The sequence below is a fragment of the Streptomyces sp. MUSC 14 genome (genome assembly GCF_001866675.1).
GTDB lineage: Bacteria > Actinomycetota > Actinomycetes > Streptomycetales > Streptomycetaceae > Streptomyces.
In genome coordinates this window covers 106,027-130,817 of record NZ_MLYN01000046.1, presented here as the reverse complement: position 1 = coordinate 130,817, position 24,791 = coordinate 106,027, and the positions used below count along the sequence as shown (strand labels likewise).

At 71.0% G+C, this 24,791-nt stretch carries 26 protein-coding genes and 1 pseudogene; 12 read left to right on the top strand and 15 right to left on the bottom strand.

Going from position 1 to position 24,791, the window contains the following annotated elements; translation table 11 throughout:
* Positions 1-135: 135 nt before the first annotated feature.
* Together BIV25_RS28425 and BIV25_RS28420 are read right to left on the bottom strand one after the other, a co-directional pair.
* Entirely contained in the window at positions 136-369 is a 234-nt protein-coding gene (locus BIV25_RS28425) for a hypothetical protein (RefSeq protein WP_071375292.1), read from the bottom strand.
* Positions 369-713 (bottom strand): hypothetical protein, encoded by a 345-nt coding sequence (locus BIV25_RS28420; protein WP_071375291.1) that lies wholly within the window; start codon positions 711-713, stop codon positions 369-371. The genes BIV25_RS28425 and BIV25_RS28420 overlap by 1 nt, the downstream gene beginning before the upstream one ends.
* A 160-nt stretch (positions 714-873) precedes the next feature.
* On the opposite strand from BIV25_RS28420, the gene BIV25_RS28415 reads away from it, so the two are divergent.
* Positions 874-1,167, top strand: coding sequence for a GntR family transcriptional regulator (locus BIV25_RS28415; protein WP_071375290.1), 294 nt, complete (start codon positions 874-876; stop codon positions 1,165-1,167).
* A gap of 56 nt (positions 1,168-1,223) precedes the next feature.
* On the opposite strand, the gene BIV25_RS28410 is transcribed toward BIV25_RS28415, so the two are convergent.
* From BIV25_RS28410 to BIV25_RS28400, 3 genes are read right to left on the bottom strand one after another with little or no spacing between them, the layout of a single operon-like run.
* Complete coding sequence (locus BIV25_RS28410; RefSeq protein WP_071375289.1) at positions 1,224-2,072, bottom strand: helix-turn-helix transcriptional regulator; 849 nt, start codon at positions 2,070-2,072, stop codon at positions 1,224-1,226.
* Between the two features lie 20 nt (positions 2,073-2,092).
* Positions 2,093-2,617, bottom strand: coding sequence for a DUF6879 family protein (locus BIV25_RS28405; RefSeq protein WP_071375288.1), 525 nt, complete (start codon positions 2,615-2,617; stop codon positions 2,093-2,095).
* The gene (locus BIV25_RS28400) at positions 2,598-2,831 is read right to left on the bottom strand and encodes a hypothetical protein (protein WP_071375287.1); all 234 of its coding nucleotides are present in this window, start codon (positions 2,829-2,831) and stop codon (positions 2,598-2,600) included. Before BIV25_RS28400 ends, BIV25_RS28405 begins: the two co-directional genes overlap by 20 nt.
* A gap of 173 nt (positions 2,832-3,004) precedes the next feature.
* On the opposite strand from BIV25_RS28400, the gene BIV25_RS28395 reads away from it, so the two are divergent.
* From BIV25_RS28395 to BIV25_RS28375, 5 genes are all read left to right on the top strand, one after another.
* Positions 3,005-3,214 carry a hypothetical protein gene (locus BIV25_RS28395; protein ID WP_071375286.1) on the top strand — a complete coding sequence of 70 codons (210 nt, stop codon included), beginning with the start codon at positions 3,005-3,007 and terminating at the stop codon, positions 3,212-3,214.
* A 125-nt stretch (positions 3,215-3,339) separates the two neighbouring features.
* Positions 3,340-3,585: a putative ATP-grasp-modified RiPP gene (tgmA, locus tag BIV25_RS28390; protein ID WP_071375325.1), complete on the top strand. Its 246-nt coding sequence runs from the start codon at positions 3,340-3,342 to the stop codon at positions 3,583-3,585.
* Positions 3,582-4,547, top strand: coding sequence for an ATP-grasp ribosomal peptide maturase (gene tgmB, locus BIV25_RS28385; RefSeq protein WP_071375285.1), 966 nt, complete (start codon positions 3,582-3,584; stop codon positions 4,545-4,547). Before tgmA ends, tgmB begins: the two co-directional genes overlap by 4 nt.
* Positions 4,544-5,677, top strand: a complete 1,134-nt coding sequence (gene tgmC, locus BIV25_RS28380; protein ID WP_071375284.1) for an ATP-grasp peptide maturase system methyltransferase — start codon at positions 4,544-4,546, stop codon at positions 5,675-5,677. Before tgmB ends, tgmC begins: the two co-directional genes overlap by 4 nt.
* An 81-nt stretch (positions 5,678-5,758) precedes the next feature.
* Entirely contained in the window at positions 5,759-6,343 is a 585-nt protein-coding gene (locus BIV25_RS28375) for an HD family hydrolase (protein WP_071375283.1), read from the top strand.
* A 32-nt stretch (positions 6,344-6,375) separates the two neighbouring features.
* On the opposite strand, the gene BIV25_RS28370 is transcribed toward BIV25_RS28375, so the two are convergent.
* Complete coding sequence (locus BIV25_RS28370) at positions 6,376-6,882, bottom strand: hypothetical protein (RefSeq protein ID WP_071375282.1); 507 nt, start codon at positions 6,880-6,882, stop codon at positions 6,376-6,378.
* 62 nt (positions 6,883-6,944) lie between these two features.
* On the bottom strand, positions 6,945-7,832 hold the full coding sequence (locus tag BIV25_RS28365) for a hypothetical protein (protein ID WP_071375281.1): 888 nt from the start codon (positions 7,830-7,832) through the stop codon (positions 6,945-6,947).
* 294 nt (positions 7,833-8,126) lie between these two features.
* On the opposite strand from BIV25_RS28365, the gene BIV25_RS28360 reads away from it, so the two are divergent.
* On the top strand, positions 8,127-8,906 hold the full coding sequence (locus BIV25_RS28360) for a VOC family protein (RefSeq protein ID WP_071375280.1): 780 nt from the start codon (positions 8,127-8,129) through the stop codon (positions 8,904-8,906).
* Positions 8,907-9,000: 94 nt separating this feature from the next.
* On the opposite strand, the gene BIV25_RS28355 is transcribed toward BIV25_RS28360, so the two are convergent.
* Entirely contained in the window at positions 9,001-11,283 is a 2,283-nt protein-coding gene (locus BIV25_RS28355) for an FdhF/YdeP family oxidoreductase (RefSeq protein WP_071375279.1), read from the bottom strand.
* 132 nt (positions 11,284-11,415) lie between these two features.
* On the opposite strand from BIV25_RS28355, the gene BIV25_RS28350 reads away from it, so the two are divergent.
* A complete protein-coding gene (locus BIV25_RS28350; protein ID WP_071375278.1) occupies positions 11,416-12,744 on the top strand; it encodes an aminopeptidase C in 1,329 nt (442 codons plus the stop codon).
* 234 nt (positions 12,745-12,978) lie between these two features.
* On the opposite strand, the gene BIV25_RS28345 is transcribed toward BIV25_RS28350, so the two are convergent.
* Positions 12,979-14,214 (bottom strand): glycosyltransferase, encoded by a 1,236-nt coding sequence (locus tag BIV25_RS28345; protein ID WP_071375277.1) that lies wholly within the window; start codon positions 14,212-14,214, stop codon positions 12,979-12,981.
* A gap of 62 nt (positions 14,215-14,276) precedes the next feature.
* Positions 14,277-14,873: a TetR/AcrR family transcriptional regulator gene (locus tag BIV25_RS28340; RefSeq protein WP_071375276.1), complete on the bottom strand. Its 597-nt coding sequence runs from the start codon at positions 14,871-14,873 to the stop codon at positions 14,277-14,279.
* 132 nt (positions 14,874-15,005) lie between these two features.
* On the opposite strand from BIV25_RS28340, the gene BIV25_RS28335 reads away from it, so the two are divergent.
* Together BIV25_RS28335 and BIV25_RS28330 are read left to right on the top strand one after the other, a co-directional pair.
* Positions 15,006-15,692: a peroxiredoxin-like family protein gene (locus BIV25_RS28335; protein ID WP_071375275.1), complete on the top strand. Its 687-nt coding sequence runs from the start codon at positions 15,006-15,008 to the stop codon at positions 15,690-15,692.
* Positions 15,693-15,782: 90 nt separating this feature from the next.
* Entirely contained in the window at positions 15,783-16,916 is a 1,134-nt protein-coding gene (locus BIV25_RS28330) for a sugar ABC transporter substrate-binding protein (protein WP_371273070.1), read from the top strand.
* Between the two features lie 53 nt (positions 16,917-16,969).
* Here the strand turns inward: BIV25_RS28330 and BIV25_RS47715 are convergent.
* Positions 16,970-17,648 (bottom strand): annotated as a pseudogene (locus tag BIV25_RS47715) (RNA-guided endonuclease InsQ/TnpB family protein).
* A gap of 394 nt (positions 17,649-18,042) precedes the next feature.
* Positions 18,043-19,308, bottom strand: a complete 1,266-nt coding sequence (locus BIV25_RS28325) for a S53 family peptidase (RefSeq protein WP_256256136.1) — start codon at positions 19,306-19,308, stop codon at positions 18,043-18,045.
* Between the two features lie 274 nt (positions 19,309-19,582).
* Between BIV25_RS28325 and BIV25_RS28320 the strand changes: the two genes are divergently transcribed.
* Positions 19,583-20,392 (top strand): TrmB family transcriptional regulator, encoded by an 810-nt coding sequence (locus BIV25_RS28320; protein WP_071375274.1) that lies wholly within the window; start codon positions 19,583-19,585, stop codon positions 20,390-20,392.
* A gap of 74 nt (positions 20,393-20,466) precedes the next feature.
* Here the strand turns inward: BIV25_RS28320 and BIV25_RS28315 are convergent, their stop codons facing one another.
* Positions 20,467-21,408, bottom strand: a complete 942-nt coding sequence (locus BIV25_RS28315) for an amidohydrolase family protein (protein WP_071375273.1) — start codon at positions 21,406-21,408, stop codon at positions 20,467-20,469.
* Positions 21,409-21,477: 69 nt separating this feature from the next.
* Positions 21,478-22,419 carry a M56 family metallopeptidase gene (locus tag BIV25_RS28310; RefSeq protein WP_071375272.1) on the bottom strand — a complete coding sequence of 314 codons (942 nt, stop codon included), beginning with the start codon at positions 22,417-22,419 and terminating at the stop codon, positions 21,478-21,480.
* On the opposite strand from BIV25_RS28310, the gene BIV25_RS51360 reads away from it, so the two are divergent.
* Positions 22,412-22,651: a hypothetical protein gene (locus tag BIV25_RS51360; RefSeq protein ID WP_071375271.1), complete on the top strand. Its 240-nt coding sequence runs from the start codon at positions 22,412-22,414 to the stop codon at positions 22,649-22,651. The two genes, BIV25_RS28310 and BIV25_RS51360, sit on opposite strands and share 8 nt — an antisense overlap.
* Before the next feature lie 210 nt (positions 22,652-22,861).
* On the opposite strand, the gene BIV25_RS28300 is transcribed toward BIV25_RS51360, so the two are convergent.
* Entirely contained in the window at positions 22,862-24,679 is a 1,818-nt protein-coding gene (locus BIV25_RS28300; protein ID WP_071375322.1) for a glycoside hydrolase family 15 protein, read from the bottom strand.
* Positions 24,680-24,791 lie beyond the last annotated feature (112 nt).

Sequence of the window (24,791 nt, the reverse complement as noted above, 5' to 3'; positions counted from 1 at the left end):
ACAGCAGGCCTGTGCTGTGAGGCAGGGGGACGTCCGTGGTCTGACGGCACCGGGCGTGCAGGTCTTCGTACCCGCTGCGCGTGGCGAGCGTGCACTCGGCCGACCGCGCCGACGCGCCCGTCGTGGTGGGGGCGCTCACGGCTCGTCCCCCGCACGGCAGGAGCGGGGCAGCAGGACGAGCACGTCCGGCTGGGGTGGGAAGTGCGTCGCGCAGTCCGGGCAGGCGTACACGTTGAAGCCGGGCCCGGTGTTGGCGTGCACCTCGGAGACGACGACCGGCTGGTCGGTGGTGCCGTTGCAGCGGACGCACATCCGCACCGGGCGCCGTCCGCCCGGCTCCGCCTCGGGGCGCTCGGGATTCGCGTCCATCAGGCCACCGCCTCCGCGCCGACGACGTGCCGGTCGAGGCCGATCCCGAAGTCGGCGGCCAGGACCAGGGCGACACGGCGCCGGTACTGCTGCGCGCGCTCCCGCTCCCGCTCGACCGCGAGGAGGTACGGGCGGACCATGGCCGTCGCTTCGCCGTCGAGGGATGTGTGCAGGCCGTAGGGCGAGCGGTGGGCGGGAAGCGCCGGGGCGGTCGTGCGGGGCGTCTCGGGTCGCCATGCGAGTGCCGGTGTGGTGGGGCCTGTGCTGGCCCGGCGGCAGCCGGTGCCGGGTGCCAGCAGGCCCAGGGCCCATCGTAGGAATGCGTGGATAATGCTCATCGTCATCAACCTCCATGTGGTCGGTGGCCACGCCCCCGGACGGCTCCACCCGTCGCGGGGGTCTTCACGTGATGTGACTGTACCGCTACTTAGTACGTCTTGGAACGTCCCATGACGTGATAGCCCGCCCTATCCTGACCTGAGTTGGCCTTTTACGCTCCTGGTCATGATTGAGATCGACCGGGACAGCATCACCCCGATGTATGTGCAGCTGGCATCCGCCTTGCGTGAGCGCATTCGACGCGGGGAGATCCCGGTTGGCCGCCGCATCCCTTCTCACTACGAACTGGAACAAGAGACAGGCGGGGCGGTCAGCCGTCGCACCATCAAGTCCGCCATAGAACTACTCGCTACCGAGGGAGTCGTTCAGGGTGTTCAGGGCAAGGGCGTGTTTGTCATCGCCGTACCCGGAGCTCCCTCGCCCACCGATGCGCCTGAGAACGGGGAGTCCGCCGACTGACCGCATTGAGATCTCGGGACCGCCGCTCCTCCCTTGATCGGTGATCATGCGAGGCCTCAGTCCAGGGACTCCATGGCTCTTACAATCCGCCGTCTCACATCTGGGCCATGAACCGCGATCGCGGACAGTTCGGCGAACGCCTTGAGGTAGGTGCGAATCTCGCCGGGTGCCGTGATGTTGACCTCAGCCGTCAGAGTCTCGACTGCCACCTGGGCGTTGTCGAAGGCGTAGAACGCTTCGAGCGGCCACACGGTGCGGCGGGCCGTGAAGGGAATGATCCCGAGGGACACGTTGGGCCTGGACATGACGTCCAGCAGGTAACGGAGCTGCTCGGCCATCGCCGGAGCATCGCAGACCTGGTAGTAGAGCACTGCCTCTTCGAGCAGGAGGGCGAACTGGTGGTTGCCCTTGTGGACGACGCGGGAGCGGTGCAGCCGCGCCTGGACGGCGTCTGCCACATCGTCGGGGGTGGCCTGGAAGGTTGTGATCGAACGCAGGAGTCCTGTCGCGTACGCGGCGGTCTGGAGCATGCCGGGGACCACGTTCGAGGCGTAGACGCGGAAATGCGTGGTCCGCTGGTAGAGCGGAAGGGTCTTCTCGTGGACGCGTCGCATGCCGTCGCGGTGGATCTGCCGCCACTGGACGTACATGGATTCGGCTGTGCGAGACGCAGCGATCAGATCCGCCGCCTGATCCTCGGCGTCGCACGCCCGGCACCATGCGCGTATGTCGGCATCGGACGGAGCGGTCTTGGCGCGGGCGATGCGGGACGCCTTCGACTTGTGCCAGCCGCACCGATGAGCCAGTTCATGCCCGGTCAGCCCTGCGTCCCTCCTGATCTCGTCCAGGCGGACGGCGATGGCCATACGTGCGGCCTGGGCGGTGGAAAGTGGCGATGTGGGCATGAACTGACGTACCGGGCCTATCAGATGGCGTACTTCTCGTGCGGGACGGCCCGCTCCCAGACGGCATCGAACGCTCTGGCGCACAGCCGGGCCACGGCCGGCTCGTCGGTCTGGTCGGTTTGTACCCAACGCCCGTCGCCGTCGAAGACGTTGAACTGGATGAGCCGCCCGTCGAACAGCCAGAAGTCGTTGCCCGGCAGCGCGAGATCCGACGCGAGCCGCCTCGGAAGCCAGCGGACCTCCTCACCTGCGGCGACATTAGTGAACGTGAACGAGTGCTCGTACCGGATGTACTCGCTCACCGGCTCCGAGACGATCCGTGCCCGGCGCACAGTAACGCCCTGCGAGGTCACCTCCTGAACCAGATCGAGCCAGGGGCGCCACCACGACTCGCGATCGGCCGGGTCGAGTCGGCGGCCCCGCTTCCACGCCGTGAACCCCTCATCCTCGTTGGGTGCGGTGTAGACGTCCCGCATCTCAAGGTGGACGGCGGTGTGTTCTACCGACCTGAGAAGGTCGGAGAAGCTACTCAGGCTTTGCGCCATCAAGTGCCTCCCTCAGCAGCGGGATCATGCGCTGCGGCAGCCGGATCACGCCCTCATGGTCAGGGAGCGGGCTGTCCTGAACGGTTCGGGCGACGGTGCCGGCGTCGGCCCTGGTGCCCTGGATGACGAGATCCTGAGTTTCCTCGTCCACCCATACGGCCGGGCAGCCGTGATCTCCGGATTCCGGGTCTTTCCCGACGAACCGTAGATGCATTGCCCCTCCTCATGTCGAGTCGGTTGCTTCCGGTTGCACGAGGGTCACGGCTGCCTGGCCAGGGCGTCAAGCGTGCGAGGGGCTGCGTGCAACCACGTGCAACTCCGTGGACCGGCCCATTCCCGGGTTCCTACTGTCGTAACCGGTGTCACGCAGAGCGTCGGGGAGCATCCATGGCACGGACGAAGACCACTCAGGAACGGCCGATCGACCTTCCGGTGGGAGCCAACGCATGGCTGCTGGACTGCGTGCCCGCTCCAGGCTGCGTGATCTGCTCCGCGAACTGGCGGCAGCTCGGTACGGCCAGGGACGCCGGGGACATCACGAAGGCCGCGCGGCACGCCACGGAGATCCGCGACCACGCGTCCGGGGTGCACAAGTGACGGATATGACGGATATGCAGACGATGATGCCGATGTTCTCCTCGACCGGCTGCACCGAGGAAGGCACGCTCCGCGAGCCACCAAATTGATCACAGAACGCGACGAGGAGAAGATCTACGGTGACGATGCCTGTGGTGCGACCGTGGGGGCTGTCGCGGATGAAGCCGTACCCGGAAGCAGCCGTCCTGAAATCGGCACCGATGGTGCTCGATCCGGACACGCAGACCGCCCAGCTGATCGGGACGGACGGTCTCCGGCTGCCGACCATGGACCGGCACAAGCGGAGCGAGACGAACACGGAGACGAAGCCGAGGACGAGCCTGGACGGCAACACGGACGAGGGTAGCGATCAGCAAGGAGACACCGATTGACCACGTCGCCGGTTCTCGTTGTCACACAGTTGGACGACCTGACTGCCGACCTCGTCATCGAGGAGCTGGGCAGGCGTCAGGTTCCGGTGGTCCGGCTCGACCCGGGTGACTTCCCAGACGCTGTCGCCGTGACAGCACATGTGGGCGACTCGGGACTCAGTGGAACACTGCGGACCGTAACGCGGGGCACGGCACTGGACGGCGTGCGCTCGGTGTACTGGCGTCGCCCCCGCCCGTACGGGGCGCCAGGCGGGCTGTCCGGTGCCGACGCTCGCTGGTGCGCGGAGCAGGCCCGGTACGGGCTCGGTGGCATCCTCGCCTCCCTCACGGGCGCGCACTACGTCAACCATCCGTGGTCGAACCGAGCTGCGGAGTACAAGCCTGCTCAACTCGCGGCAGCGGCAGCGTGCGGATTCACCGTCCCGCCGACGCTGCTCACGAATCACGTGGCCGAGGCTCGGAAGTTCGTACGCGAGCACGGTCCCGTGGTCTACAAGCCGCTCTACAACAGCGAGTACGCGGATGAAGACGGCCGGGGACTGACCGTGTGGGTCGAAGAGGTCGCCCCGGAGGACCTGGACGACGGTGTGGCCCGCACCATGCACCTTCTCCAGGAGCGCGTGACCAAGGTCGCGGACGTACGACTCACGGCGGTCGGCAACAGCCTGTTCGCCGTACGGATCGACGGATCACCAGGGCTTGACTGGCGCCGCCACTACGACGATGTCAGCTACACGCTCATCGAAACACCGCCGCACGTGGTGAAGGCAGCGCACAACTACCTTGAGCGGTTCAACCTGGCCTTCGGTGCCTTCGACTTCGGCCTCGACGGCACCGGCGCATGGCACTGGTACGAGTGCAACCCGAACGGCCAGTTCGCCTGGTTTCCGGACCCCATCACCAGCCCGATCGTCAATGCCATCGCAGACCAGCTCCAGCAACCGGATCGGGACCACCGATGACGACCAGCTCGGCCCTCCGCGGCAGCCTCGCCGATGAACTCGTCTCCCACGGCCAACTCGCCGACGCAGCCTTGCGCTCAGCGGTCGAAGAGGTGCCCCGTGAACTGTTCCTGGGCGATGTCGTCTACCGCCCTGACGGCACCCAGTGGGTGCCGGCCAACCGTGCGGGGATCGACGAAGACGAGTGGCTCCACATGGTCTATTCGGACACCACTTGGGTGACCCAGGTCGAAGGCGTCCACGCCGATCAGGCCTCCGGCCCCATCACTGGACGTCCCACGTCATCCAGCACTCTGCCGTCCCTGGTCGTCCGCATGCTTGAGATTGCCGACCTCCGCGACGGCGACAAGGTCCTCGAAATCGGCACAGGAACCGGGTACTCCACGGCGGTCCTGTGCCACCGGCTCGGGGACAAATCCGTGTACTCGATCGAGTGCGACGAGGAACTAGCCGCAACCGCCGCGCATCACCTTCGATCAGCCGGTTGCTCACCCAACCTCGTTGTTGCAGACGGCCTTCGCGGACACCAGGATGGCGCGGACTACGACACCGTGATCGCCACATGCGCCGTTCGCTCCATCCCGGCGTCGTGGCTGTGGCAGATCCGGGACCAGGGCAGCATCATCAGCACCATCAGCGGCTGGATGCTCGGCGCCGGACTGATCCGGCTCGATCTTGCTGACGACGGCATGGCTCAAGGCCGGTTCACCGGTGACCAGGTCTCCTATATGCTCGCCCGGCCTCATGAACGGCCACCCCGACCCACCTTCTACCAGCATCCTGGCAGCACCCGGCCCGTACAGATGGCCCCCGATGTCGTGGACGACTGGACTGGGCTGTTCGTCGCACAACTTGCCGCCCCCTCAGCCGAGTTGATCCGCACAGACAGCAGCATTGCGCTGGTCGATGTGGCAACCGGCTCGCAGGCTTGGATCGAGCCTGACGGCAGCGGATGGACGGTTCACCAGGACGGGCCCCTGCACCTGTGGGACCAAGTCGAGGCCTCGCTCCAAGTGTGGCAGGAGGCGGGCGCACCGGATCAAACTGCCTTCGGTATGTCCGTCACAGAGTGGGATCAGGTCGTGTGGCTGGGCAGCCCTGATGGCCCTCGGTGGCATCTGCCTACCTGACCGCTGCCTTGACCGAGCCGAGGACGCGCCCCCGGACGACTGCGGGCGGATGTAGCCGACCATGGCTGGACAAGGAGATTCATGGCAGAGAGCGACGTGCGGATTGTGGACTTCTTCTACGAAATCGGCCTCCTGAAGCGTTACAAGCGCACCGGTTGGGTCATTGCCGGGGTCCCCGACCCGGAGAGCATCGCCGATCACTCCCACCGAACCGCGGTCATCGCGTCGGCCATCGCGGCGCTGGAGGGTGCCGATCCGCAGCGTGCCGCATTCCTGGCTTTCTTCCACGACAGCCAGGAGACCCGCACCACTGACATTCCCCACCTCGGCAAGCGGTACCTGAAGGCAGCGTCCAACACCGAAGTCACCGGGGACCAGACGGCGGCGCTGCCAGGGCCACTGGCCGATGTCGTGGGCAGCGCCGTGGCTGGGTACGAGGCGCGGGATTCGGCGGAATCGGTATGTGCCCGGGACGCGGACAAGCTGGAATGTCTCCTGCAGGCCGTCGAATACCGTGAGCAGGGCAACCGGCACACGCAGGCGTGGATCGACACCTCCCTCGCCTCGTTGAAGACGGCTTCTGCCAAGTGGCTCGCCGAAGAGGCCTTGCGGCGCGGTCCGTTGGAGTGGATGCACCGCGCTCGCGAGGAGAAGCCGGAACTCTGATCGCCGCTGTGACGCGGCAGCCAGTGCTCTGTTCAACAACCGTCGTCCGGGACCAGCGGGACGAAGCGCAGGCGGGTGTGGTCGGCGGCGGTGGAGGCCGTGTCGTAGTCGACGTGGGTGACCTGGTACCAGACGTCGTCGCGCCTGCGGTTGCCGTTCACGTCGTCGAGGCGGACGCACCAGCGCTCGGGGCGGATCACGCGCCGGTAGGTGTCGGTGCCGTGCCGGACCGTGTGGCAGTCCTGGTAGTGATCGGTGGTGTACCAGGTGCGGGTGCGGCGCCTGCTGCCCGTGCCGGTGCGGGTGGAGTGGCGGACCCGGTGGGTCCTCGTCGTGCAGGACCGGACCAGGTGGGGCCGGGTGGCGCGGGTGGTCTGCCGGGTGACGTGGCGGACGGTGTCCCGCAGGCCCGTGACCGGCACCGGGGTCGGCGCGGCGCCGCTCCCGGCCGCCTGGGCGGTGCCCGTGTGGCCGCCGCACGCGGTGAGGGCGGCCAGCAGCAGTGCCGTACCGGCGATGGTTGTGCGCTTGATCAGCATGTTCTCTCTCCCCCGGTCGTCGGACGCGCAGCGTAGCCGATCACCGGGGGCCCGCTGCGGGGTCAGGATCCGCCCAGGCAGATCACGACCAGGCAGAGCTGGTTGGAGGACGAAGAGGACGAGGAGGAGCCCGAGGAGCCCGAGGAGTTCGAAGGGGTGCTCGGGGCCGTGCTCGTGGTGGGGGGCGGGGTCGGCGTCGAAGACGTTGAACTGCCCGTTCTCGTCGAGGAGTTGGTGGAGGTTCCGGTGTTCGGGGCCGATGTGCCCGTCGGGCGGGGCGTCGTGGGGACGCTGTCCGGGCGGGTCGCCGATCGCGCCGTGTGGGGCGCGGAGGTGTGGGACTGCTGCTGGGGTACGTAGCTGTACCCGGCCGGGGCCTGGGCCGTGGACCCGGTGGATGCGCCGGAGGTGGTGGGTGCCGCGTGGCGTGGGGCGGACGGGGGCGGTGTCGAGGACGCCGGCGGGGTGGGCGAGGCGGGTTGTTCCTCGCCGAGGCCCATGCTGCGGTTGTCCGGTGCGGTGGCCGCCTGGGCGCGGTCGCCGGAGCCGCGGTCCATCGAGGAGAAGGCCAGACCGCCCCCGACGAGTGCCACGGCGGTCGCCACCACGGCCCGGCGCTGGCTCTTCTTCCAGCGGGCCAGCTGCCGCCGCCGGGCCGCCCGTCCCTGCGGGGCGCGGGGCGCGTCCGTGACGTCGGCCGCGCCCGCCGTGGCCTCGGCGCCGTACTCGGCCGGGCCGGCGGCCGGCACGCCGTCGTACCAGGCGGTGTCGTCGAGCGCCGGTGCCGGTGCAGGCGCGGTGGAGGGTATGTGGGGGGAGGCGGTGCCGGAGGCGTACGCGCCGGAGTGCCCGTCGGTGCCGGGCGGGGCGATGTCCGGGGCGTAGGCGCCGCACCCGGGACAGACCAGGGCACCGTTGAGGTGCCGGCGGCACGAGGAGCAGTAGTCCATCTGCGGTCTTCCTGGGTTGACTGCGCCGTCGGTCACCGGGACCACGGCCTGGTCACGCTCGTACGGGGGATCGAGCGATCCCACACGCTAACGAGCCTTTCGAAACGCTGTGTGCAGCCCGTGTGCCACTCCTGCGCAGATTCTTCGCCGATGGCATGTGCTGCGGTCCGGCCCGCCGCCGGGCCTCGGCACCCGGGTGAAACCCGTCGGCCGACCCGGTCGGTGCGCCGTCCCGTACGGCGACCGTGGGCATAGTGGCGGGCGGCTCCGCACCGGATCGGCAGGAGGAAACGCATGCTCGGCACAGACTTCCGCACCGGGTCACCCGTCTGGCTCGACCTCGGCAGTCCCGACCTCGACCGGACCGCCGCCTTCTACGGCGCCGTCTTCGGCTGGCATTTCGCCTCCGCCGGCCCCGACACCGGCGGTTACGGCTTCTTCCAGCAGGACGGCGCGACGGTGGCCGCCGCCGGCCGGCTCACCGAGGAGAGCGCGGACCCCGCCTGGGTGACGTACTTCCGGACCGACGGCATCCGGGCCACCGTCGACGCCGTGACCTCGGCCGGCGGTGCGGTGCGGGTCGAGCCCATCACCATGGGCGAGGCCTCCATGGCCCAGCTCACGGACCCCCAGGGCGCCGAGTTCGCCGTGATCCAGTCCGGTACGGGGCTGCAGCGGGCGTCGCAGGACAACACGCTGGTGTGGGTGGAACTGCACGTCCCCGACCCGGAGGCGGCCCTCGCCTTCTACCACCGGCTCTTCGGCTGGCGGGCTGCGGAGATGTCGGCGCCGGGCATGACGTACCGCGTGCTCAGCGTCGCCGACGGGGACCAGCAGGAGGGCGCCTTCGGCGGCGTGGCCCCGCTTCAGGAGGGCCAGGAGGCGCGCTGGGTGCCGTACTTCGCGGTGTCCGACGCGGACGCGACCGTCGCGGCCGTGCGGGACAACGGCGGCACCGTCCTGATGCCGCCGTCGGACATCCCCGACGTCGGCCGCGTGGCCTGGCTGACGGATCCGGCGGGCGCGGTCTTCGCCGTCCTGAAGCCGAACCCACGGCAGGCGGCGGCGCGGTAACGGCAGGCTGGGGTCCTGGCATCCGCGGCAGGCGGCGGCCTCGTACGTCCGGCCCTGTACGCCCGGCCCTGTACGCCCGGCCCTGTACGTCCGGTCAGGCGGTCGTGCCCGGCGTCGCCGGCTCGACGCGGATCACGATCGACTTCGAGGCCGGGGTGTTGCTCGTGATGGCCGTGGCGTCCAGGGCGACCAGGACGTTGGTCTCGGGGTAGTAGGCGGCGGCGCAGCCGCGCGGGGTCGGGTAGCGGACGGCGCGGAAGCCCGGGGCGCGGCGCTCGCCGTCCGGGTTGACGCTGATCAGGTCGACCAAGTCGCCGTCGTTGAGGTGCAGTTGGGCCAAGTCGTCGGGGTTGAGGAAGACGACGCGGCGGGTGCCGGAGACGCCGCGGTAGCGGTCGTCCAGGCCGTAGACGGTGGTGTTGAACTGGTCGTGCGAGCGCACCGTCGTCAGCAGCAGATGGCCGGGCGGGACGTCGGCCGCCGTCGGCGGGTTGACGGTGAAGCGGGCCCTGCCGGTGGCGGTGGGAAAGGTGCGGGAGTCGCGGGGCGCGCGGGGCAGCATGAAGCCGCCGGGCTGCCGGACGCGCTGCTCGAAGGCGTGGAAGCCGGGTACGACGTGTTCGATGTGCCGGCGGATGACGGCGTAGTCGTCGCGCATGGCCCGCCAGCCCAGGCCGTCGCCGAAGAGCGCGAGGCCGAGGCCGGCGACGATCGCGACCTCGCTGCGCAGGTGCGGGGAGCCGGGCGGGAGCCGACCGCGCGAGGCGTGCACCATCGCCATGGTGTCCTCGACGGTGACGAACTGTTCGCCGGACGCCTGCCGGTCGCGCTCGGTGCGGCCGAGGCAGGGCAGGAGCAGGGCCTCGGTGCCATGGCAGAGGTGGGACCGGTTCAGCTTGGTCGCGATGTGCACGGTGAGGGCGCAGTTGGCCAGCGCGGCCTCGGTGACCCGTGTGTCGGGAGTGGCCGAGGCGAAGTTGCCGCCGAGGCCGGTGAAGACGTCGACCTCGCCGTCGCGCATGGCTCTGATCGCGTCGACGGTGTCCAGGCCGTGGGCCCGGGGCGGGTCGAAGTCGAACTCGTCGCCGAGCCGGTCGAGGAACGCGTCCGGCATCCGTTCCCAGATGCCCATGGTGCGGTCGCCCTGGACGTTGCTGTGCCCGCGGACGGGGGCGGGTCCGGCGCCGGGGCGGCCGATGTTGCCGCGCAGCAGCAGGAAGTCGACGATCTCGCGGATGGTCGCCACCGCGTTGCGGTGCTGGGTCAGGCCCATCGCCCAGCAGACGATCACCCGGTCCGCGTCGAGGACGTCGGCCGCGCAGGCCTCGATGCGGGTGCGGGACAGCCCGCTGAGCGCCTCGATCCGGGACCAGTCCAGGGCCCGCCAGGCGGCGACGGCGGCCTCGAAGCCCTCGCAGTACCGGTCGATGAAGTCGTGGTCGAGGACGGTGCCGGGGCGGGCGTCCTCGCGGTCGGTCAGGGCGCGGTTCAGGCCCGCGAACAGGGCGAGGTCGCCGTTGACGCGCACCGGCAGCCAGCGGTCGGCGAGCCGGGTGCCGGGGCCGAGCAGTCCGCGCGCGGTCTGCGGGTTGCGGAAGCGGCCGAGGCCGGCCTCGGGCAGCGGGTTGGCGGCGATGATGCGGGCGCCGCGCCGCTTGGCCGCCTCCAGCGCGGTGAGCATACGGGGGTGGCAGGTGCCCGGGTTCTGGCCGACGACGATGATCAGGTCGGCGTGTTCGGCGATGTCGTCGTACGCGATCAGGCCCTTGCCGGCGCCGAGCGTCTCCGTCAGGGCCGCGCCGCTGGACTCGTGGCACATGTTGGAGCAGTCCGGCAGGTTGTTGGTGCCGAGGCGGCGCGCCAGCAGCTGGTAGAGGAAGGCCGCCTCGTTGCTCGTACGGCCGCTGGTGTAGAAGACGGCCCGGTTCGGATCGGGCAGCTCGCGGAGCCGGGCGGCGGTGAGCGCGAGGGCGTCGTCCCAGGTGATGGGGGCGAGGTGCAGCGGCTGGGCGAGCCGGCCCTGCGACTCCAGCCAGTGGCCGTCCCGCTCGCGCAGTTCGGCGACGGTGTGCGCGGCGAAGAAGGCGGCGTCGGCCCGCTTGCGCGTCGCCTCCCAGGCGACGGCCTTGACGCCGTTCTCGCAGAACTCCGCCGTTTTGCGGTGCTCGGGGGCGGGTTCGCCCCAGGCACAGCTCGGGCAGTCGAAGCCGTCGGTCTGGTTCACCGACAGCAGCGTCAGCAGGCCGCGCCTCGGCCCCATCTCCGTGAGCGCGTAGCGCGCGGACTCGGTGATGCTGGGGAGGCCGACGCTGGATCTCCCGGGACCCTCGGCGTGGGTACCACCGGGGTCGGCCGGTCGCCGGGGCTGCTCCGCCATGACAGCCTTCTTCCTTCCCCCTCCTTCTGAAGTGTGACACGCCTCACGTGTCGATCATGGTCGTCACGTATTGTCGTCCGGCGTTCGACATTCCGTTGACTGCGGGTGAACGGCCGTGCGACGGTGAGGAGCATGGACCGCAGCCTGACACCGGATCATCTCGATTCCTTCGACAAGGAGTTCGCCGCCCGGACGGTGAACCGGCTGATGCAGAACGCCGTCACCCAGACGTCGGTGGACGACGTCGCCCTGGACCGGCGGATCCTGACCGGCATCGACCACTCCGTCTCCCACCACCTGGACGACTGGAAAGTCACCAACCAGAAGCAGAGCGGCCGGTGTTGGATGTTCGCCGGGCTCAATCTGCTGCGGGTCGGGGCCGCGCGGAAGCTGGGCGTGAAGGACTTCGAGTTCTCCCAGAACCACCTGCTCTGGTGGGACAAGTTCGAGCGGGCGAACCACTTCCTGGAAGCGGTCATCGAGACCTCGGACCGGGAGGTCGACGACCGTACGGTCGCGCATCTGCTGGAGGACCCGATCAGCGACGGCGGACAGTGGAACATGTTCGTGGCGCTGATCGCCAAGCACGGTCTGGTGCCGAAGTCGGCCATGCCGGAGACCCACAGCTCCTCCGCGACCCGGGCGATGAACCGGGCCCTGAAGACCCTGCTCCGCCAGGGCGCCCGTGATCTGCGCGGGCTGGCCGGCGAGGGGGCCGAGGCGCAGCGGGAGCGCAAGCGGGAGGTGCTGGCCGCCGTCCACCGCGTGCTCGGCATCCACCTCGGCACGCCGCCGCAGCGGTTCCTGTGGCAGTGGGAGGACAAGGACAAGGAGTTCCACCGCGACGGCTGGCTCACCCCGGCCGAGTTCGCCGCCTCCTACGTGGAGCTTCCGCTGGAGGAGTACGTCTGCCTGGTGCACGACCCGCGTCCGTCGAGCCCGGTCGGCCGCACCTTCACCGTCGAGCACCTGGGCAATGTCGTGGACGGCCCGCCGGTGGTCTATCTCAACGTCGGGATGGAGCTGCTGAAGCGGCTGGCCATGGAGTCGATCACGGGCGGCGAGCCGGTGTGGTTCGGCTGCGACGTGACCAAGATGATGCGCTCGGACGCGGGTGTCTGGGACGCCGCACTCTTCGACTACGCGGCGGTCTACGACACCCCCTTCACCATGGACAAGGCCGACCGGCTGCTGCACCACGACACCCAGATGACCCACGCGATGCTGTTCACCGGCGTCGACGTGGTGGACGGCGGCCCGCGCCGCTGGCGGGTGGAGAACAGCTGGGGCGAGGAGAAGGCCGACCGGGGCTTTTGGACCATGAACGACTCGTGGTTCGACGAGCACGTCTTCGAGATCGCGGCCCGTCGCTCCGCCCTGCCCCCGCAGCTGGCCGCCGCCCTGGACGAACCTCCGATCGTGCTCCCCGCGTGGGACCCGATGGGCGCCCTGGCCGACTGACGCCGCGCGGGCTGACGGGGCTTTCGCGGACAGGAGGCGCCTTTCGGCCACGGGGGTCTTCCGCCGGCCGGAGAAGTCTTCGGGGACCGGGGCCGCCGTTCGCCGACGGGCCCGCTCTTCCCGGACCGGGGTCGCTCGCCCTCCGCGGCCGAGGGCGCCGGAGGGGTGCGCGGCGTGGGCGGGAGGCCCCCAGGGCCTGGAGACCGTGGTCCCGGGAGGCCGTGGCTCCGGACGTCAGGGGGCGAAGCCCTCGGTGATGCGGGTCAGGACGGTCCCCGCGCCGTCCTCCGTCGACATCAGGCGGGCGATGGCCGCCGCGCGGCGGCGCAGCGGCTCGGCGGCGGCTGCCGTGATCGCGGCGGCCAGGGTCTCGGCGGTGAGGTCGGGGAACGGCAGCGGCCGGGGGGCGACGCCCAGCCGGTGCAGGCGGGCCGCCCAGAACGGCTGGTCCGCCATGAACGGGACCGGGACGGCGGGGACCCCGGCCCGCAGTCCGGCTCCGGTGGTGCCCGCCCCGGCGTGGTGGACGACGGCGGCCGTGCGGGGGAACAGCCAGTCGTGGGGAAGGTCGCCGACGGCCAGGACGTCGTCGCCCGCTCCGCTCGGCCCGGCCCACCCCGCCTGCACCACCGCGCGCACCCCGGCCCGCCGCGCCGCGGCGGCCACCAGGGCGCCGAGCCGCTCGCCCTCCGCGGGCGTCATGCTGCCGAAGCCGACGAACACCGGGGCCGGGCCGGCCTGGAGGAAGTCGACCAGTTCGGCGGGCGGCCGCCAGTCCCGGGGCCGGGCGGGCCACCAGTAGCCGGCGACGCCGACTCCGGACGGCCAGTCCGCGGGGCGCGGCACCACCAGCGGACTGAAGCCGTGCAGGACCGGCCCGCGGTGGGTGAGCGGCGCCGACGGGCCGGCCCGTGCCGACGGCCGTCCGGCGGGCAGGCCGAGGCGGTCGCGCAGCCGGGTCGCGGCGTCCGCGAAGAGCAGGTCCCCGCGCCGCAGCACCGCCCAGCCGGCGGCGAGGTTGGCCTCCGGCCCCAGGTCGGCGTCGGCCGGCGCGGCGCCGGGCAGCGCGAACTCCCTGGTGGCGAAGGCCGGGGCGAGATAGGTGCCGAGCACCGGGACGCCGAACGCCTCTCCCGCCGCCCGGCTGAACGCCGCCGGGCCGAAGGCGGTCAGCAGCAGATCGGCACCGCCCGCCACGGCGTCCACCACGCCCGAGGCCAGGTCGTCCAGGAACGTCGTCATCACCGCGCGGGCCTCGGCCGGGGAGACCGTCCGGCCCCGGGAGCGGATCAGCTCCTGCGGATCCCCCGGCAGCGCCCGGCAGGCGAGACCGCACGCCTCGACCAGGGCCGCGAAGGGAGCGTGGGCGGCTACGGCGACCTCGTGTCCGGCTGCGAGCAGCCGTTGTCCGAGCCCTGTGAACGGTGCGACGTCTCCCCGTGAACCGGCGGTGACGACGAGAACCCGCATACCTCGATTCTGCCCGCCGAGGGTGCGGGTGTAAGCCGCTCGCGGGTTTGTGCTTCAGGTTCTCAGGCGTGCTCGGCGCCGAGGGGGGCCAGCGCTGCGGACACCGTCCGGTGCAGGTCGGCGGGGGCGGCGCCGGCGCGGGAGCGCAGGTTGACCCCGTAGGCGAGCACGGCCAGCAGCTCGGCGGCGGTGTCGAGGTCGGTCTCCGGGGACAGCTGTCCCCGGGTCCGGGCGGTGCGCAGGGCGGTGCGCAGGGCGCCCCGCAGCCGGTGATGGTGTTCGTCGAGGACGCGGCGGACCTCGGCGTCGCCGTTCTCGGCGCCGGCGTGCGCGTTGACGACCATGCAGCCCCACCGGGCGTACGGCCCCGAGCAGCGCACCTCGATCAGTCCGGCGTAGAACGCGGCGACGGCCGGCAGCCCTCGCCCGTCCTCGGCGAGGTCCCGGAACGCCGGTGCGGAGTGGGTCTCGACGTAGCGCCGCAGCGCGGCGAGGTAGAGGTCCTGCTTGCCGCCGAAGGTCGCGTACAGGCTGGAGCGGTTGAGGCCGGTCGCGGTCACGACGTCCTGGATCCCGGTGGCGGCGACGCCCTGGCGCCAGAACAGCCGTACCACCGTGTCCAGGGCCGTGTCCGGGTCGAAGTGCTTGATGTCCGGCATGGTTCCCTCATCATCCTGAAACGAGGGTTCCAAGATACGCCCGTCGCCCGCTAGGCTGAAGCGAACTTGGAACGTCCGTTCCGAGATCTTCCGTGATCTTCCGGGACGGGCACCGGACGAAAGGCGACCACCATGACTCTCGACGCCGAACTGCGCGCCCTGCGTGCCTCCTTCGAGTCCCGCTCAGCGCATGACTTCCCGGCCGAGCACCGGGAGGTCATGGAGCGCGCGGCCCGGGACCTCGCCGCGTCCGGGCAGGCCGCCCGCGCACTGTCCACGGGCGCCGACGCACCCCGCTTCACCCTGCCCTCCGCGACCGGCCAGACCGTCGTCCTGGACGAGCTGCTGGCCGCCGGGCCGGTCGTGCTGACCTTCTACCGCGGCGCCTGGTGCCCGTACTGCAACCTCGCCCTGCGCGCCCTCCAGCGGCACCACGACGCCGTCACCGCGCGCGGCGCCCGCCTCGTGGCCGTCTCCCCGCAGATCCCCGACGAGTCCCTCACCCTGGCCGAGAAGCACGAGCTGGCCTTCGACGTGCTCAGCGATATCGGCTCGGACACCGCCGCGCGCTACGGCCTCGCCTTCGACCTGACCGACGAACTGGCCGCCGTCTACGACACGTTCGGCTTCGACCTCCAGCGGGTCAACGGCGGCCACGCCCGCACCCTGCCGCTGCCCGCCACGTACGTCATCGACCGCGACGGCGTCATCCGCTGGGCCTTCGTGGACACCGACTACACCCGGCGGGCCGAGCCCGCCGACATCCTCGCCGCTCTCGACTCCCTCGCCGTCGGCGGCGCCGGGCCTCAACTATCGTGATGTCCTGACGTCTTGACGCTCTGCCGCGTTCCGCGTTTGCTTCCGCCACCTGGGTTCCCAGATGCTCCCTGATTCCGGAAGGCACCTGCAGTGAACGCTCCGACCCCCCACACAACTCCCCTGCGCTGTCTCGCCGTTGCCGTGACCGCCGCGGCCTCGGCCCTCACGCTCACCGCGTGCGGCGTCCTCGGCGGCGGCGGAAACGACAGCTCCGCGTCCTCGGCGAAGGGCGACGACATCACGGTGGGGCTGCTCCTGCCCGACACGACGACGGCGCGCTTCGAGAAGTTCGACCACCCCATCATCGCGAAGGAGGTCGCCACCCTCACGAACGGCAAGGGCAAGGTCGTCTACGCCAACGCCGAGGCGAGCGCGGCCACGCAGAGCCGGCAGTTCCAGGACATGGTGGCCCGCAAGGTCGACGTCATCCTGGTGGACGCGCTGGACGCCAAGGCCGTCGCGCCCGATGTGCAGAAGGCCAAGGACGCCGGGATACCGGTCATCGCGTACGACCGCCTCGCCCAGGGGCCGGTCGACGCGTACGTCTCCCACGACAACGAACTCGTCGGCCAGGTCCAGGCCCGCGCCCTCGTCAAGGCGCTCGGACCGAAGGCGGCGAGCAGCAAGGTCGTCATGATGAACGGCGATCCCGCCGACCCGAACACGGCCCTGCTCAAGAAGGGCGCGCTCGGTGAACTCCAGGGCCAGGTCGACATCGTCCGGCAGTTCGACACCGACAAGTGGTCGCCCGCGGTGGCCGGGGCGAACATGAAGAAGACGATCCAGTCGATGGGGCTGGGCAACATCGCCGCCGTCTACTCGGCGAACGACGGCATGGCGGGCGCGGTCATCGACGCGTTGAAGGAGGCGGGCGCGACCCAGGTCCCGCCGGTGACCGGGCAGGACGCGAACCTGGACGCGGTGCAGCGGGTGGTCTCGGGCGCGCAGTACATGACCGTGTACAAGTCGTTCCTGGACGAGGCCACCGACGCCGCGCAGCTGGCGGTGGACAAGGTGAAGGGCAAGGACATCCAGTTCGACGCGCTGACCCGGGACACGGTCGACAGCCCGACGACGAAGAGCATCCCGGCGCGGCTCGTGCCGGTGGTCGCCCTCACGCGGGACAACATCAAGCAGACCGTGATCGCGGACGGCGTCTACACGGTCAAGGACATCTGCACCCCGGCGTACGCGGCGGACTGCGCCGCGATCGGGCTGAATTGACCTGCTCTCCCTGAAACAGGGAGTTGTCGCCTGCTCGCTCGATGCTGTGCCGCTCAGTCGGCATGGACATCGGGCGGGCTTCCGTGGCTTCCTGCTTCGTCGCGCTGTGCCAGAACGGGATCTGGTCTTAACGGCGCTCCACAGGCTGACGCCGCCGGTCCGGCGGCCGTTCTCACGTTCTTCGCGGCATTGTGGTCCCGGTCGTGGACGGTGCCGCAGGCCGTGCGGGTCCATTCCCGCACATGGGGAGGTTCGGGACCATCGCGGTGTCCACAGGTGGAGCAGACCTGGCTGGTGGGCTCGAACCTGCCGACTTTCACGAAGGATCGTCCGTACCGTTTCGCTTTGTATTCCAGCATGCCCACGAACTGGGACCAGCCCGCATCGTGGACGCTCTTGGCCAGTCGGGTGCGTGCCAGGCCCTTGACGCGGCGGCCCGGTACTTCGCTCGAGGTGAACCGGATCGACTGCCGTCTCGGCAGCGTGCAGGGACTGTTGCAGCACCACCGCAGAGACCTCACCGAGCCAGCGCCGCTCGACCGTCTGTTCGGCCTGGGTGATCAGACTGCGGGACAGCTCGGCCATCTTCGGGAACGGCCTGCCCGCAGCCCGCGCGTCCTCACGGGTGCGCACCGCGTCGTTGAACACAACGCGAGCGCACCCGAACGCCCTGGCCGACGCGACACGTTGGACCGGCGTCGGGTACAGGCGGAATCCGTACCGAAGCCGCATGGAGTTCACCGTACGGACTTGGGTTGCGGCAGGTATGCGGAAGATCACGGTCGATCGAAATTGCGTTCTATGTGCGTGTCTGTGCGGTTCCTGTGGCCAGATTCCGGCACAAGGTGCCGGGAGATTCCTCTGATCTCATGCGGCATCATCGGTGGCGCACCCCTTGCCCTCCCCAGGCAGTGCATCAAGTAGCAGAACCGGCTGACCTGGTGCATCGTCCTGATGGTCCATGTGCTGCGAACCTCGGTGGCGCGGCCGGCCGGGCGAGCCCGCGCTCACGCGGGGCGCAGGTTCGTTCGCCGAGTGGAGTTGGGCGCCGTGAAGTGAGCCGGGCGCACGGGAAGGGCCCGGCATGTGTGCCGGGCCCTTCCCGCCGATGCTCAGCTCTCGGGTGTCACTTGGTGAAGGCCGAGACGCCGTTCGGGGTGCCGAGGCCGGTCGGGCCGTCGTAGCCCGTGCCCGCCTTGCAGAGGTAGTTCGAGCAGGACCCGTTGGCGCCGCTCGTGACGTCGTTCAGCTTGTCCGGGTGGGCGTAGGGGTAGGACGCCGGGGTGTCACCGGAGCCCGGGGTGCCCGCGAGGGCGTAGACGCCGGCGATGAACGGCGAGGAGGCGCTGGTGCCGCCGTACACGTTCCAGCCGCTCGCCTGGTAGGTGTCGTAGACGGCGAGGCCGGTGGCCGGGTCGGCGACCGCCGCGACGTCGGCGACGCTGCGCTTGGCGCAGCCGGAGTCCTTCTGCCAGGACGGCTTGGCCTCGTACTGCGAGCAGCCCGAGCCCGCCCCGTCACCGCCGGCGGAGGTGCCCCACACCGACTCGGACCAGCCGCGGGTGCTGCTGTCCTTCTTGAGCGAGGTGCCGCCGACGGCGGTCACGTACGGGGAGGCGGCCGGGTACTCGACGCCGTAGCCGCTGTCGCCGGAGCTGACGGTGATGGCGACGCCGGGGTGCTTGAAGTACTGGTCGTCGGCCTTGGTGTCGCTGGCGTCCTCGCCGCCGCCGTAGCTGTTGGAGACGTACTTGGCGCCCTGCTTGACCGCCTGGTTCACGGCCGCGCCGAGGTCGTCCATGTTGGCGGACTTGGCCTCGACGAGCATGATGTGGCACTGCGGGCAGGCGGCGCTGACCATGTCGACGTCGAGGGAGATCTCGCCCGCCCAGCCGGCGTCCGCCGTCGGGTAGTTGGAGCCGCCGTCCTGGTCGATCTTCTTGAAGCAGCCGTTGCTCGTGCTGCACTCCGGCAGGCCGTACTGGGAGCGGTAGGCCGCCAGGTCCTTCTCGGCGTTCGGGTCGTCGTTGGCGTCGACGATCGCGACGGTCGCGTCCTTGCCGCCGTCCTTGGGCAGGTTGTAGGCGGCCTGGAGGTCGGCCGGTCCGAAGCCCTGGGGGGTGTCGTGGCGACCGAGCGACTTCTGCGTCTTCAGGTCGGTGCGGACCTCTGCCTGACAGGCCATGTAGCCGGGCTTGCTCGGCTGCGAGCAGAGCCGGTGGGTGTGCACCGTGGTGGCGGCGGAGGCCGCGGCGGAGGTGGCGGACGAGGTGGTCGTGGTCGCGAAGGCCGCCGACTGCGAGGCGATGAAACCGCCGGTGATCAGGGCTGCTGCGCCCAGCAGGGCGGGTATGCCGCGGCGTATCGGGTTCCTTCTGCGATGCGAATGCAATGAACTGCCCTCCGTGGGGGGATGGATGGGCTCCCGCGACGGCGGGCGGAGGCGCTGCCGGGCACCCGCCTCAGCGAGGTGGCGAGTGCATGACAAGCGCTTTCCGTTGGGGGTGTGCCGTGGGGGGAGCCCGCTTCCGGGCATGCTGTCGGTCGTGCCACCCCGGTCAGTGGTGGCTGTTGACGAGGCTATGGAACATTTGCCGAAGAGAACAGGGGCGGTTGGTAAAACCTTGCCCTCAAGTCCCCGGCCGCGGCGGGTACCTTGTGCAGCCATGGAGCTGGAAGATGCAACGGTCAACGACCTGATGTCGCTGGGCCTGGCCCGGTACGAGGCACGGGTCTACCTGGCGCTCATCAGGCGTGGTTCCTACACGGCCGCCGAGGCGGCCCGGGAGGCCGACGTGCCGCGCCAGCGCGTGTACGACGTGCTGGACGCCCTCGTACGACGCCAGTTGGTGACCGCCCGTCCCGGGCGCGTGGCCACGTACTCAGCCGTCACGCCCGAACTGGCCGTCGCCCGGCTGATGGCCGTGCAGCGCGAGTCCGTCGACCGGCTGGAACGGGTCTCGCAGGGGCTGGCCGGGGTCCTGCAGCCGCTGTGGACCCAGGGCCGCGAGCTCACCGACCCGCTGGACTACATCGAGATCCTGCGCGATCCGAAGGCGATCGCCGAACGCTTCGCCGACATCCAGCGGCAGGCCCGGCACGAGCTGCTCACCTTCTGCAAACCGCCGTTCGTCGCCCCCGCCGAGAACGCGGAGGGCATCGCGGTGGTGCGCCGGCTCCACCGGGCGGGCGGCACCGTGCGCGCCCTCTACCTCGACGAGGCCCGGGACGACCCCGAGACCATGGAGCACGTGCGGCGCTTCGCCGCCGCCGGGGAAGAGGCCCGCTTCGCCCCCGACCTGCCGCTGAAGCTCGTCATCGCCGACGCCTCCCTCGTCCTGTGCGACATGCCCGACCCGGTGGCCGCCGGATCCACCACCACCCTGTTCATCGAGCACCCAGCCCTCGCGACCTGCCTGCGCCTGGCCTTCCACACGGTGTGGGAGGACGGCGCGCCCGGCGACACCCCCGCTTGACCGGGCGGGGTGTGCGGGCCCTGTGAGCGCGGGGTGCGTACGGCGGTGGTGTGCGTGGCGGTGCCGCGTCCGGTTCACAGTCCGAAGAGCCGTGCCGCGTTGTCGTGGCACACCGCCCGCAGCCACTGCCGTCCCAGGTCCAGGCGTTCCAGGGCGTGGAGCTGGTGGACGTAGGGGTAGGGGAGGTTCGGGAAGTCGGAGCCGAGCAGGACGCGGTCGCCGAGTGCGGCGAGCCGGGGCAGCGCGCGGCGGGGAAACGGCATGAATCCCTCGGTGAAGTCGGTGAACGCCATCGTCGTGTCCAGCCGCACCTGGTGGTACCGCTCGGCGAGGCCGAGGAACTCCTCGTACTCGGGCATCCCCAGATGCGCGACGACCAGCCGCAGCCCCGGGTGCCGCGCCAGTACCCGGGCGATCGGCCCGGGACCGGTGTGCTTGCCGGGCGCGGGTCCGGAGCCGCAGTGGACGACCACCGGGATCCGCGCCTCGGCCAGCAGCCCCCAGGCCGGCCGGAGCAGCTCGTCGGCGGGGTCGTAACCACCCACCTGCACATGCGCCTTGAACACGCGCGCCCCCGCCTCGACGGCCTCGCGGACGTACGTCTCGACACCCGGCTCGGGGTAGAGGGTCGCGGTGTGCAGACAGCCGGGGGTGCGGCGGGCGAAGTCGGCGGCCCAGCCGTTCAGCCACCGGGCCATGCCGGGCTTGTGCGGGTAGAGCATCGCGGTGAAGGCACGGAGGCCGAACTCCCGCAGCAGAGCGGCGCGTTCCAGCTCCTGCGTCCGGTAGGTGATGGGCCACTCCAGCCCGCCGATCAGCGGTCCGTTCGTGTCGAAGTACTCCCAGACCTTGTGCAGGACACGCTCGGGCATGAAGTGCGTGTGCACGTCGACCAGCCCGGGAAGACCGAGCCCGGCCCAGAAACGGCGGACTTCGGCGGATTCGGCGGCTTGCGAGGCTTGGGAGGCTTCAACGGCCCCGGCGGGGGTGGTGGGTGCGTCGCGGTGATCGTCCATACCGCTCACGATCGGCCGCGGCGGCCGGGCGGGTCCACCTTTTTCGGCCGGCCGCCGGCTTACGGGCCTCTACCAGGCGCCGACCGTGTGGAGGAGGAGGTGGAGGTCGTGGGTGGCCTCGGCGGTGGCGAGGGCCGTGGCGGCCAGGACGGACGCGGTGGCCGCGGTGAGGGCCGGGTGGCGTCGTAGCGGCGGGGCCAGGAGGGCGGCGACGCGGCGGGGGACCGGGCCCGCGGAGGAGAGCGGGCCGCGGCGGCCGAGGATGCCGAGGGCCGAACCGGCGGCGCGGGCCGGAGCCGGGGTGCGCCGGGCGGCGAGGGCCGCCTTGCCGACCGTACGGGCGACCCGCCTGCGGTCGCCGGCCTGGGCGGCCGCGCTCTCGTCGGCCCAGCGCTCGATCGTGTAGCTGACGGCCGTCGCGAACGGGCGCAGGAACGGGTTGGCGGCGGCGCCGAACTGGGCGAGGGTGACGAACGCGTAGTGGTGGGCGGCCAGATGGGCGCGTTCGTGGGCGAGCAGGATGTCGTGTTCGGTCTCGTTCAGGGTGCGCAGCATGCCCGTGGAGACGACGACCCGGCCGGGCAGTCCGGGCAGGGCGAAGGCGTCGGGGGCGTCGTCGGGCAGGACGACCAGGCCGTCGCGCGCGGGCATGCAGGCGGCGTCCCACGCGGCGGAGGCCAGCGACCGGGTCCGTCGCCACAGCATCCGGACGGCCATGAGCACGGAGCCGCCCAGCAGCAGGCCGGCGAGCAGCGCGACGGACAGCGCGGCGGGGTCGTCGTGCTGCGCGGTCGCGGCCGACCAGTGGCCCAGGGCCGCGAGGCGCGGGACGCGGATCAGACCGGTCACGGCCAGCAGGCCCAGGGATATCGTGCTCGCGGTGCCGAGGACGAGGGCCGAGGCCGTGAGCAGCCAGGTGGCGAGGCGGGGCTCGCAGCGCTCGGCCAGCGGGCGCGCGCCGAGCGGGGCGACGAGCGAGAGCAGCAGCGGCACATAGACGGCGATGTGCATTCCGGGCGGCCTCTTCCGGTTCCTGCCGGTCCTACCGGACGGGGTGCCGGTCGGGGTGCCGGACGCCGAGGACGGCCTCGCGCACCGCGCCGGCCCGCCGGGGGCCACGTCCGCGTGCAGGGGCACTCATGGATCCACCGTCCTCCCGTTCGGCTTCTACTTCCACTTCCACTTCCACGGCCGCGTCCGTGCCGCCGTCGTCCGAGTGTGCCATGTGCCCCGCCGGCTGTGAGGACGACGCGGAACGCGTCTGTGCGGCAGATGCGGCCGGACGGGCCCTGGACGACGGCTGCCCGACGCCCCGGTCCGGCAGCCCTCTCGGCATGGGCGCCGTCGAACTCGGCCGCGAACTCGGCGACGCGGGCGGGCCGTTGCTCGTCGCGACGGCGGCTACGCCGCCCTGCCCTCGGCCCTGCGCTCGCCGCGGAACGGGTCGCGGTGCTCAGGCGCCCTGCTGGTCGAGGGCGTCGTCCAGGGTGGTGGCGGCCATGATCAGCGACAGATGGGTGAACGCCTGCGGGAAGTTGCCCAACTGCTCGCCGCTGGGGCCGATCTCCTCGGCGAACAGGCCGACGTGGTTGGCGTAGGTCTGCATCTTCTCGAAGGCGTAGCGCGCGGGACGGATCCGCCCGGCGCGGGCGAGGGCGTCCACGTAGAGGAAGGTGCAGAGGCTGAAGGTGCCTTCGGAGCCCCGCAGACCGTCCGGCGAGGCCGCGGGGTCGTAGCGGTAGACGAGGCTGTCCGACACCAGCGTGCGCTCCATCGCGTCCAGGGTCGACAGCCAGCTCAGCGTCCTGGGTGCCAGGAACCCGACGCGCGGGATCAGCAGCAGTGAGGCGTCGAGGACGTCGCTGCCGTAGTGCTGGACAAGGGCCTGCTCCCGCGCGTTCCAGCCACGCTCCATCACCTGTTCGAGGATCGCGTCGCGGGCCGCGGTCCACCGGGGGGCGTCCGCCGGGCGGCTGTGCTCCCGCGCCATACGCAGCCCCCGGTCGAGGGCCACCCACGCCATCACCCGGCTGAAGGTGAAGTCCCGGCGCCCGCCGCGGGTCTCCCAGATGCCCTCGTCGGGGCGGTCCCAGGAGTCGGCGAGCCAGTCCAGCGTGCGCGCGACGTTCTTCCAGCCGTGGTAGCTGCCTCCCATCGTGACCTCGCGCCCCTCCGACAGGGCGTAGAGCGCCTCGCCGTAGATGTCCAGCTGCAACTGGTCGGCCGCCGCGTTCCCCAGCCGTACCGGATACGAGCCCCGATAGCCCTCGAAGTGCGAGAGCACCTCCTCCGGCACCTCGGGGTCCCCGTCGACGCGGTACATGATCTGCAGCGGCTCGCCGTCGGCGCCCTCCCGGGCCTGGAGGCGGTCCCCCAGCCAGCGTGTGAACCGCGCCGCCTCCTCGGCGAACCCCAGGTCGAGCAGGGCGCGCACGGACAGGGAGCCGTCGCGGACCCAGGTGTAGCGGTAGTCCCAGTTGCGTTCACCCCCGATCTGCTCGGGCAGCCCCATGGTCGCGGCGGCGACGGGCGCACCGGTGGGCGCGTAGGTGAGCAGCTTGAGCGTGATGGCCGAGCGGTGCACCACCCCGGGCCACCGGCCGCGGTACCGCGAGGAGCGCACCCAGTCCTGCCAGAAGTCCACCACCTCCCAGAACCGCTCCATCGCCCGGTCCGCGGTGACCGGCGGCGGGGGATCGTCATCGGGCCCGCCGACGGTGAACACCGCCGCGGCCACCTCGTCCGTCCGCAGCGTCACCTCACCCCGCACGTCCGTGCCGTCCCGGCGCAGCGGGAAGGTGCTCTGCAGCCAGGCGCCGGTGTGCGGTGCCCGGAACGTGGCGGTGCCGTCCCGCAGGTCGAGACGGTGGGCGGCCCTGCCGTAGTCGAAGCGCGGACGGCACTCCAAGGTGAAGCGGACGGTGCCGCGGACCGCCCGCACTCCGCGTATCAGCACATGCCGGCCGGTGGGGGTGCCGGTGCGGTCCGGCGGCATGCAGTCGAAGACCTCGCCGACTCCGTCGGGCGACATGAACCGCGTCACCAGGACCGCGGTGTCGGGGTAGTAGAGCTGCTTGCAGGTGGTGTTCCGGCTCTCCGGGGCGAACAGGAAGTAGCCGCCGCGGTCGTGGTCGAGCAGGGAGGCGAAGACACTGGGCGAGTCGAACCGGGGAGCCGCGAACCAGTCGACGACCCCCTGGGACGACACCAGAGCAGCGGTCTGGAGGTCACCGACGAGGCCGTGATCGGCGATGGGCGGGTAGCGATCCATGATCATCTCGATTCCCTGATGCCCCTGACGCCTCAGACGCCCCTGACCCCTTCGATTCCGTGACGCTCCTGACTCCACTGTCCGCCCTGTGCGACGAGGCTGCCACGCACGG

Bases quoted from the DNA above. Each gene is read 5' to 3' on its own strand.
- BIV25_RS28355 (WP_071375279.1), bottom strand. From the start codon at position 11,283: ATGGCGGAGCAGCCCCGGCGACCGGCCGACCCCGGTGGTACCCACGCC.
- BIV25_RS28365 (WP_071375281.1), bottom strand. From the start codon at position 7,832: ATGGACTACTGCTCCTCGTGCCGCCGGCACCTCAACGGTGCCCTGGTC.
- BIV25_RS28315 (WP_071375273.1), bottom strand. From the start codon at position 21,408: ATGGACGATCACCGCGACGCACCCACCACCCCCGCCGGGGCCGTTGAA.
- BIV25_RS28340 (WP_071375276.1), bottom strand. From the start codon at position 14,873: ATGCCGGACATCAAGCACTTCGACCCGGACACGGCCCTGGACACGGTG.
- BIV25_RS28400 (WP_071375287.1), bottom strand. From the start codon at position 2,831: ATGCATCTACGGTTCGTCGGGAAAGACCCGGAATCCGGAGATCACGGC.
- BIV25_RS28345 (WP_071375277.1), bottom strand. From the start codon at position 14,214: ATGCGGGTTCTCGTCGTCACCGCCGGTTCACGGGGAGACGTCGCACCG.
- BIV25_RS28350 (WP_071375278.1), top strand. From the start codon at position 11,416: ATGGACCGCAGCCTGACACCGGATCATCTCGATTCCTTCGACAAGGAG.
- BIV25_RS28360 (WP_071375280.1), top strand. From the start codon at position 8,127: ATGCTCGGCACAGACTTCCGCACCGGGTCACCCGTCTGGCTCGACCTC.
- tgmA (WP_071375325.1), top strand. From the start codon at position 3,340: ATGCCTGTGGTGCGACCGTGGGGGCTGTCGCGGATGAAGCCGTACCCG.
- BIV25_RS28375 (WP_071375283.1), top strand. From the start codon at position 5,759: ATGGCAGAGAGCGACGTGCGGATTGTGGACTTCTTCTACGAAATCGGC.
- BIV25_RS28415 (WP_071375290.1), top strand. From the start codon at position 874: ATGATTGAGATCGACCGGGACAGCATCACCCCGATGTATGTGCAGCTG.
- BIV25_RS51360 (WP_071375271.1), top strand. From the start codon at position 22,412: ATGTGCATTCCGGGCGGCCTCTTCCGGTTCCTGCCGGTCCTACCGGAC.
- tgmC (WP_071375284.1), top strand. From the start codon at position 4,544: ATGACGACCAGCTCGGCCCTCCGCGGCAGCCTCGCCGATGAACTCGTC.
- BIV25_RS28405 (WP_071375288.1), bottom strand. From the start codon at position 2,617: ATGGCGCAAAGCCTGAGTAGCTTCTCCGACCTTCTCAGGTCGGTAGAA.
- BIV25_RS28410 (WP_071375289.1), bottom strand. From the start codon at position 2,072: ATGCCCACATCGCCACTTTCCACCGCCCAGGCCGCACGTATGGCCATC.
- BIV25_RS28335 (WP_071375275.1), top strand. From the start codon at position 15,006: ATGACTCTCGACGCCGAACTGCGCGCCCTGCGTGCCTCCTTCGAGTCC.
- BIV25_RS28300 (WP_071375322.1), bottom strand. From the start codon at position 24,679: ATGGATCGCTACCCGCCCATCGCCGATCACGGCCTCGTCGGTGACCTC.
- BIV25_RS28395 (WP_071375286.1), top strand. From the start codon at position 3,005: ATGGCACGGACGAAGACCACTCAGGAACGGCCGATCGACCTTCCGGTG.
- BIV25_RS28310 (WP_071375272.1), bottom strand. From the start codon at position 22,419: ATGCACATCGCCGTCTATGTGCCGCTGCTGCTCTCGCTCGTCGCCCCG.
- BIV25_RS28320 (WP_071375274.1), top strand. From the start codon at position 19,583: ATGGAGCTGGAAGATGCAACGGTCAACGACCTGATGTCGCTGGGCCTG.
- BIV25_RS28425 (WP_071375292.1), bottom strand. From the start codon at position 369: ATGGACGCGAATCCCGAGCGCCCCGAGGCGGAGCCGGGCGGACGGCGC.
- BIV25_RS28420 (WP_071375291.1), bottom strand. From the start codon at position 713: ATGACGATGAGCATTATCCACGCATTCCTACGATGGGCCCTGGGCCTG.
- BIV25_RS28370 (WP_071375282.1), bottom strand. From the start codon at position 6,882: ATGCTGATCAAGCGCACAACCATCGCCGGTACGGCACTGCTGCTGGCC.